This window comes from Shigella sp. FC1544, from assembly GCF_001722145.1.
GTDB lineage: Bacteria > Pseudomonadota > Gammaproteobacteria > Enterobacterales > Enterobacteriaceae > Escherichia > Escherichia coli.
In genome coordinates, this window is record NZ_MECT01000223.1 from 1 (window position 1) to 2,395 (window position 2,395).

The 2,395-nt window shown below is 46.7% G+C and carries 3 protein-coding genes; 2 read left to right on the plus strand and 1 reads right to left on the minus strand.

Features of this window, described 5'->3' with window-relative positions; genetic code table 11:
* Window positions 1-445 precede the first annotated feature (445 nt).
* Entirely contained in the window at window positions 446-1,546 is a 1,101-nt protein-coding gene (gene chaA / locus BGK49_RS12640) for a sodium-potassium/proton antiporter ChaA (RefSeq protein ID WP_001295620.1), read from the minus strand.
* 269 nt (window positions 1,547-1,815) lie between these two features.
* On the opposite strand from chaA, the gene chaB reads away from it, so the two are divergent.
* Entirely contained in the window at window positions 1,816-2,046 is a 231-nt protein-coding gene (gene chaB / locus BGK49_RS12645; protein WP_001146442.1) for a putative cation transport regulator ChaB, read from the plus strand.
* A gap of 105 nt (window positions 2,047-2,151) precedes the next feature.
* On the plus strand, window positions 2,152-2,395 hold a 244-nt coding region (locus tag BGK49_RS12650; protein ID WP_000567704.1), incomplete at its 3' end, for a transposase.

Sequence of the window (2,395 nt, forward strand, 5' to 3'; positions counted from 1 at the left end):
ACTGGCCGATAAACCGGGTCGGCGAACTGCTCCCCTGGCGCGTAGCACTGCCGACTGAATAACACATCCCCGTCAATACGGTTCTTGCTGCACGCTTACAGATTAGCCCCCGTTCTGTTGTCAGGTTTTACCTCTCAACGTGCGGGGGTTTTCTCTTTCCAGCAACCAATGCCACCAGGGATAAAGCCCCCGCAACATTGCGCCTCACCGGATAATTCCGGCTTGGTGTGGATACTACGTCTCAATTCATCTTCACTTCATCCCTGAAATGTTTGCAATAAAGAGTACATTCCGGCTTTTCAACAGCTGTTGCAGTGGTTTTGTGCAGGTTGTGGTACAGGCTCGCAATTCTGATTAACGAGCTGTCCAGGTAGTATGAAGAAATACAATAAGCAGGAATTTATCTTATCTCCCCCGATTTCCGTCATCGGAGGAGATATAACTGTCAGGCAAATATCGTCATCAAATAGGCGGCAAACAGTGCCAGATGCGCTGCGCCATTGAGCACGTTAGTACGTCCGGTGGAGAAGGAGATATGGCACAGCACTAAAGAGGCCACCATCACCACCATTTCTGGCGCACCAAGTGCAAACTGTAATTCGTTACCCGTCATAAAGGCAATTAGCGTGACGACAGGTACGGTAAGCGAAATGGTTGCTAACACTGAACCAAAGAACAGATTCATCGCGCGCTGGACCTGGTTGTTCAACACTGCTTTTAACGCACCTAAACCTTCCGGCGACAGAATCAACAGAGCCACCAGGAAGCCAGTAAAGGCGACAGGGGCATTCATGCTGTCGAGCAATGTCTCCAGCGGGCTGGCATTCATTTTGGTGACTGCAATAACGGCAATCAGATGGATAATCAACCAGATAGCATGCCACACGCTGCTATGGGCAGACGGTTTACCGTGATGCGGGTCGTCGTCATCACTGTCATCTTCGTGCTCGTAGACAAACAAACTTTGATGCGTTTTGGTCTGGATCAGCAAAAATACGCCATACATTGCCGCAGAAATTAATGCTACCAGTAACGCCTGACCGGTTGAAAAATTCGCCGCAGGCAGAGCCATTGGAAATACCAGTACGATTATCGCCAGGGGGAACAGCGCAATTAAATACTGCTTGATACCAAACAGATTCATATATTGGGTGGCAAACTTACGACCGCCCAACAATAATGAAAAGCCAACCAGCCCACCGGTAACAATCATAATGATTGAATAGAGCGTATCACGCATTAGCGTTGGCGCGGCGTCGCCGGTTGCCATTAAAGCTGAAATCAAACTGACTTCAAGAATAACCACTGAAAGGCTAAGAATAAGCGAACCGTAAGGTTCTCCCAGGCGATGGGCTAATACGTCCGCATGACGGACAACACTAAAGGCGCTACTTAAAATACCAATAAGCGCAAGAAGATTGATGGCAATGACCACTGGTAGTGTCTGGCTGCTTCCCCACAGGAACAGCACTACCAGCGCCAGAACCGGGAAAATAAGCGAAGTCTCCTTGTGGCGGGTTTTTACCGCCTCTTGAGCATTTGACATTATGGTTATCCCTTTGCAGATGAATTTATCGAAAATGTAAAAAATAGGTAGGAAAAATAACAGAAAGTGTCTGGATATCGGTAACATTTTACGAATTTTTACCCCACTGTCGATTTTTTACTCATTGGGACATAAAAATAAGTATTACGTTTAGACAATGTTTGTTTTAGCGTTTCTTAAGAACAGTCTGACATGAAAATTCTTATGTTTTGGCAAGAGTAGATATTGTTGACCACACTTAATGTTCAACTTTGTAAAAGGAGTCAACGATGCCGTATAAAACGAAAAGCGATCTGCCGGAAAGCGTAAAGCACGTTCTACCGTCTCATGCCCAGGATATCTATAAAGAAGCATTCAACAGCGCATGGGATCAATATAAAGATAAAGACGATCGGCGTGATGACGCCAGTCGCGAAGAAACCGCGCATAAAGTGGCCTGGGCTGCTGTGAAGCATGAATATGCCAAAGGGGATGATGATAAATGGCATAAAAAATCGTAAAACCGGTAGCTTAGTAGACTGGCCCCCTGAATCTCCAGACAACCAGTATCACTTAAATAAGTGATAGTCTTAATACTAGTTTTTAGACTAGTCATTGGAGTACAGATGATTGATGTCTTAGGGCCGGAGAAACGCAGACGGCGTACCACACAGGAAAAGATCGCAATTGTTCAGCAGAGCTTTGAACCGGGGATGACGGTCTCCCTCGTTGCCCGGCAACATGGTGTAGCAGCCAGCCAGTTATTTCTCTGGCGTAAGCAATACCAGGAAGGAAGTCTTACTGCTGTGGCCGCCGGAGAACAGGTTGTTCCTGCCTCTGAACTTGCTGCCGCCATGAAGCAGATTAAAG

Coding starts and splice junctions, on each gene's coding strand:
- chaA (WP_001295620.1), bottom strand. CDS start 1,546: ATGTCAAATGCTCAAGAGGCGGTAAAAACCCGCCACAAGGAGACTTCG.
- chaB (WP_001146442.1), top strand. CDS start 1,816: ATGCCGTATAAAACGAAAAGCGATCTGCCGGAAAGCGTAAAGCACGTT.